7 protein-coding genes are annotated in these 5394 nt (G+C 40.4%); 6 read left to right on the forward strand and 1 reads right to left on the reverse strand.

The genetic code is table 11. The features are described from left to right. Nucleotides 1-119 precede the first annotated feature (119 nt). Complete coding sequence (locus F3H12_RS12610; protein WP_149679676.1) at nt 120-314, forward strand: hypothetical protein; 195 nt, start codon at nt 120-122, stop codon at nt 312-314. 371 nt (nt 315-685) lie between these two features. On the opposite strand, the gene F3H12_RS12615 is transcribed toward F3H12_RS12610, so the two are convergent. After that, nucleotides 686-1285, reverse strand: coding sequence for a DUF4352 domain-containing protein (locus F3H12_RS12615; RefSeq protein ID WP_149679677.1), 600 nt, complete (start codon nt 1283-1285; stop codon nt 686-688). A 382-nt stretch (nt 1286-1667) separates the two neighbouring features. Here F3H12_RS12615 and istA point away from each other — a divergent pair, with 382 nt between their 5' ends. The 5 genes from istA (at nt 1668) to F3H12_RS12640 (ending at nt 5166) form a co-directional block, all read left to right on the forward strand. Continuing rightward, nucleotides 1668-3221: an IS21 family transposase gene (istA, locus tag F3H12_RS12620; protein WP_243133289.1), complete on the forward strand. Its 1554-nt coding sequence runs from the start codon at nt 1668-1670 to the stop codon at nt 3219-3221. Beyond that, nucleotides 3218-3958, forward strand: a complete 741-nt coding sequence (istB, locus tag F3H12_RS12625) for an IS21-like element helper ATPase IstB (RefSeq protein WP_149679678.1) — start codon at nt 3218-3220, stop codon at nt 3956-3958. The genes istA and istB overlap by 4 nt, the downstream gene beginning before the upstream one ends. Nucleotides 3959-4337: 379 nt before the next feature. Beyond that, complete coding sequence (locus tag F3H12_RS12630) at nt 4338-4769, forward strand: peptidoglycan recognition protein family protein (protein WP_243133290.1); 432 nt, start codon at nt 4338-4340, stop codon at nt 4767-4769. Next, nucleotides 4766-4966 carry a hypothetical protein gene (locus tag F3H12_RS12635; RefSeq protein WP_149679679.1) on the forward strand — a complete coding sequence of 67 codons (201 nt, stop codon included), beginning with the start codon at nt 4766-4768 and terminating at the stop codon, nt 4964-4966. The genes F3H12_RS12630 and F3H12_RS12635 overlap by 4 nt, the downstream gene beginning before the upstream one ends. Then, nucleotides 4963-5166, forward strand: a complete 204-nt coding sequence (locus tag F3H12_RS12640; protein ID WP_149679680.1) for a hypothetical protein — start codon at nt 4963-4965, stop codon at nt 5164-5166. The genes F3H12_RS12635 and F3H12_RS12640 overlap by 4 nt, the downstream gene beginning before the upstream one ends. Nucleotides 5167-5394 lie beyond the last annotated feature (228 nt).

Consider the following 5394-nt stretch of genomic DNA (forward strand, 5'->3'; position numbering starts at 1 on the left):
TTGAACGCTCCTTTCTGGGAGGTAATGTGTTTTTGGCGATTCCATTATACCAGAGGCGTTTCAGGTCTCATTTTTATTATTAAGTTAACAGACCATAGGCTTTTGAAAGGAGGGAAAGTATGAAAGAAAGAATTGCAAAATTGATTGACATTAAGAGCATTGTTACCCTTGTTGTAACGGCCGTGTTTGCTTATCTGTCAGTAGCCGGCAATATACAACCGAGTGAGTTTGTTACCATCTTCATGATGATTGTAGCCTTTTATTTTGGCACTCAAGCCAAAAAGAACGAGAAGAATGAAAACACCCCCGGTTAACGCCGGGGGTTATTTTTTTTATTTCCATTTACACGAACGTATGTTCTAAATATAATAGTATTTGGATATAATATTTTGGGTGGTCATAATGAAAGTCTTAAATAGGCCAGTAGACATGATATCTTGTCATTATGCGGATGGGACTATCAAACCGTTAAAATTTAAAATTCAAGACGAAGATGCAATCAAAACTATAAAAATAGACCGTGTAATTGACACCGTAAAAGAAAGGGCTTTAGGTAAATATCTACTACGGTTTGTTTGCTTATCTATTATCGATGGTATAGAAAAGAGATACGAACTAAGATTTTTCCCAGATACAATACAATGGTCTCTATATAAAATGTAAGAAAAAGAGCCTTAATTGGCTCTTATTTATTCTCAATAATAAAGGTGGCTTTATCGTTACTCAATACATCTGGTTGAATGTTAATCTCAAGCACCTTCCAATCTGCCGGAACTTGATAACCTAAAATGCCATTCAATTTTTTCCCCGGCGCAATACTTCCGTCAAGACTTGATTTGTCGGCAGAAGCTATTGCAGATAAGTCGGTATTTATTGCGTAATCATCTACATATGCCTTTACTGCTAGCATAGAGCTAATTGACAATTCTTTTTTCCCGTTATTACTCAGAGTTACATCTGCGATTAAGAATACTTTTCCGTCATCCGGGGTAAAAAAATCTTTTCCTGTACTTATGGTCAGATCGTTCAAGGTAATATCAACATTTCTAACGGTTACTGTGTCACCAACAGTGGGCATTTTATCAGGTGTTGGTTCTGGCGTAGCTTCAGGAGTAGATTCGGAAATAACTTTGGGTGTAGGAGAAGTTGTTGATTCTTGTGTAGGTTTTATGTCGGCAGTTGTGCTTGATGTATCATCACCGGAATTTGCAGCAACACAAATAACAACTACCGCAACAATTACCCAGAACCACCATTTCTTAAAGATAGGCTTTTTTGCTTTCATTAGGGGTAACCTCCTTTAATTAATGCTAATTGGGATTATATAACAATCGAATTGCTTTCGCAACTTCTTACATAATTCGTGATATTCCGGATATACTAATGCTAAAGAGTTGATGGTATGGTTTATTTACTAAATAAAATAGTATGGTTTCTAAATAGGTATAATTCTGTAGTTTAATGGTGAAGGCTTTAATTTGGTGATTATTCCGATGCAATTTGACCCAGGCGTCCGATTCAAAATGACCCACCCCTCCGATTCAGATTGACCCATCAATCCGATTGAAAATGACCCACCGTTCCGATTCAGATTGACCCACCCTCGGCCTCGGGGAAATCTGCTCCTGTTACAATGGTTTCAATAACATTGGACAAGGAGGAAAGAAATGAGGTCGATTCACATGTTAAAAATCCGAGAGATTCTTAGACTACAAAGTCTTGGAATCGGCATCAGAGCGACAGCACAAAGCTGTAAATGCTCACGTAACACAGTGCGTGAAATTCTGAGGACTGCTGAACTTCAAGGCATTTCATGGCCACTTCCCATCGATATGGATGATGCTTCGTTAATGAAGATATTCTATCCATCAAATTCTGAGCCTGCAAGTCGAAAGCCTGAACCGGATTATCAGTACATCCACGAAGAACTGAAACGTCCGCACGTTAATTTACGGCTTTTATGGACGGAATACAAGGCTCAGCAACCTGATGGCCTGGGCTATTCTCAATTCTGCAACCGTTACAGGAACTGGGCTGCCAGAACAAAAGCTGTAATGCATCTTGAACACAAGCCCGGTTATGAGATGTTTGTCGATTGGGCAGGCACAAAAATGCAGGTAATTGACCCTGAAACGGGTGAAATTATTCCTGCTCATCTTTTTGTCTCAACCATTGGTACAAGTGGTTATCCCTATGTAGAGGCATTCCCCTCTCAATCCCTTGAAAGTTGGATTATTGCTCATATCAATGCTTTCAGGTATTACGGGGGTGTACCGCATCTATTAGTACCGGACAATCTGAAAACAGGCGTGAAAAAAGCTTGCAATTATGATCCTGAATTAAACAAGACATACCTGGAATTATCAGAACACTATGGTTGCGCTATTGTTCCTGCCCGTACCAGAAAGCCAAAAGATAAGGCTCTTGTTGAAGGTGCTGTCGGAGATGTCAGTACATGGGTTGTTGCTGCACTACGTAATGACAAGTTTTTCAGCTTTCATCAACTGAATCTTGCTATTCGGGAAAAATTACGTAGCTTTTCACAGAAACCTTATCAGAAAAAGGATGGCAGCAGAGAAAGCGTTTTTCTTGAACTTGACCGTCCCGCATTGAAACCACTGACATCAAAAGACTATGAAATGGCAGTATGGAAGGTATCAACAGTCTCGTTTAACTACCATATCGAAATTGACCATATGTATTACAGTGTGCCATATACCTACATTCAAAAGAAGGTGGACGTAAAAATCAGTACTTATACTATCGAGGTATACTCAAACCATGTAAGGATCTGTTCTCATCCCCGTCTTCGTGGTAAAGCCGGTCAGTTCTCTACTAATCCTGAGCATATGCCGCCAAATCACAAGGAATATATTCAGTGGGATGGGAACCGTTTTCTTGCCTGGGCTTGCAAAATCGGCGATAACACCCGTGAACTTGTTCAACAGGTTCTTTCATCAAAGAAGATTGAACAACAAGCCTACAAATCCTGTTTTGGACTTCTGAGGCTGGCTGACAGGTATACAGCCTTCCGTTTAGAGAACGCCTGCCGTAAAGCTCTTGCATTAAGGTCTCCATCATACACCACGGTGAACAATATACTTAAGAACGGTATGGACAAGGTAGAAAGCCCTGTTCCTCCTCCCAAAAACAATATTATCCCCATTCACTCCACTATCAGAGGCGCTAAATATTATGCACAAGGAGGACAAAAAGCATGAATGAACAGCAAACCATCGAAAAACTCAATTGGATTAAAGTATGTACCATGGCCAAGGAATACAGCCGTCAGTTAAAAAATCCCGAAATACAGAGCCTATCTTTTGATGAGCGTTTTGGCTTACTGGTAGACAGTGAATGGACAGCCCGGCAGAACAAACGCCTGGCTAATCTTGTACGTAAGGCTGGAATGAAGTACAACTGTGCTATTGAAGAGTTCGTCTTTACCCCTGAAAGGTCGGTAAACAAGCAGACCATTATGCAATTATCATCATGCGCATGGATTCGTGACAATCTTAATGTATTGATAACCGGAGCAACAGGATCAGGTAAAACCTTTCTGGGCTGCGCCCTTGGTAATACTGCTTGCAGAAATGGTTTTAAAGTTCTCTTTAAAAGAGTTCCAAGACTTCTTACCGACATAGCCATTGCTAAAGGTGATGGTTCATACAACCGCCTTATGCGAGAGTTAAAGAATATCAAACTCCTGATATTGGATGATTGGGGTTTGAATGTTTTTGACCATGCGGAGGGCCGAGATCTCCTGGAGGTAATCGAAGATCGTACTCAGGTTAATTCTACAGTCATCTTAAGCCAATTATCCATAGATGACTGGCACGGCCTATTCACTGACCCTATTGTCGGAGATGCAGTCCTGGATAGGCTTGTCCACGGTTCATATCAGATTAAACTGGAATCCAAAGAGTCAATGAGAGGATTCAATTTTCAAAGAGCATAATATTTGTATCAAATTCCCGCAAGAGGCTGATGGTCAGCCTCTTTCCAGCTTTATTTGTATTTTTTATTGACATTAACAGCCAATTTGATAATCTAAAATCATCCCTTGCCATGGGTGGGTCACTTTGGATCATATCCATGGGTCAAATTGAATCGGAACGGTGGGTCACTTTGAATTGGACCAGTGGGTCATTTTCAATCGGAACGGTGGGTCAATTACGTCGGATTAAGCAATTTGGGTTTGTTATGTGCCACGATAAGAATTCGGGGGAATATCTTGGTGATTTCTTTCCAATCCCCGGACTTGTAGTAGTTCTCATATTTCTCTTGGTTAAATCGATTATGCAGGTGAATCTCCACTTAAGTAGCTATATTCACAGATGATACAAAAGGCGCTTCATGCTGGCACCAAAGCAGGGAACAACTCCAGTATTGGCATTGAGATTTGTGAAAGTGGAGACAGGCAAAAGACTCTGCAAAATGCAGCTCAATTGGTTGCAAAGCTGCTGAAAGAGCGCGGTTGGGGAGTGGACAAGCTTCGCAGACACTATGACTGGAGTGGTAAAATATGCCCTCGGATTTTCTATGATAACGGCAAGTGGACAAGTTGGGAACAGTTTAAGGAAGCTGTTCAAAAGGAACTTTTCGGAGGTGATAACATGACACAGGATAAAAATCAGCCTTCCGACTGGGCAAAGGAAGCGTGGGAATGGGCAAAGCAGCAAGGTCTATTGGATGGTACAAGACCAAAAGACAATCTTACCAGGCAAGAATTAGCGGTTGTATTAAAAAGGTTGGCTGAGAAAAAATGAAATTTTCAAAGGTAATCGTATCATTAGTAATTCTACTTAACACTGCTTTTACATTAGCAGTGCTTTTTATTTTTTATCGTATTCAAACGGAACCATCAACTCTTATAGGTGCATGGTTTAGTTTCACCACTGTGGAGCTTTGGGCCTTGGCTGGAATAAAGAAAAAAGAAGTTGAAAAAGGAGATGGAAAGGGATGAGTAACCTCAAGCAAAAGCTGACAAGCCGTAAATTCTGGGTAGCCGTTGCGACGGCTATTTTTATTATTCTCTCTGAAGGTCTCGACTGGAATATTGATAATGACTTGTATTGGAAACTTATCACCCTTGCACTTGGCTATATCTTTGGTGAAACGGCAACTGATATCGCAAGAGCAAAGAGTGACAGTAAAAATGCATAAATCCACCCACATAATAATTTACCCCGGCTTAGGCCGGGGTTATTTTTTTTAGGCTCTTCTAATTTAAGGGTAAACAACTTTAACTGTGGAAAATAAAAAACGCATAAAAAAAATATCCCTCGTTCGAGGGATACAGATTGTCGAAAAACAGGCATTTTCACGTGGGTGAGAATGCCTGTTTTCTTTGAAATATCAAAAATATAGCCCAAAATCGATAAAATAAAGGGC

It is taken from the genome of Thermoclostridium caenicola, from assembly GCF_900142095.1.
Lineage (GTDB): Bacteria > Bacillota > Clostridia > DSM-8532 > DSM-8532 > Thermoclostridium_A > Thermoclostridium_A caenicola.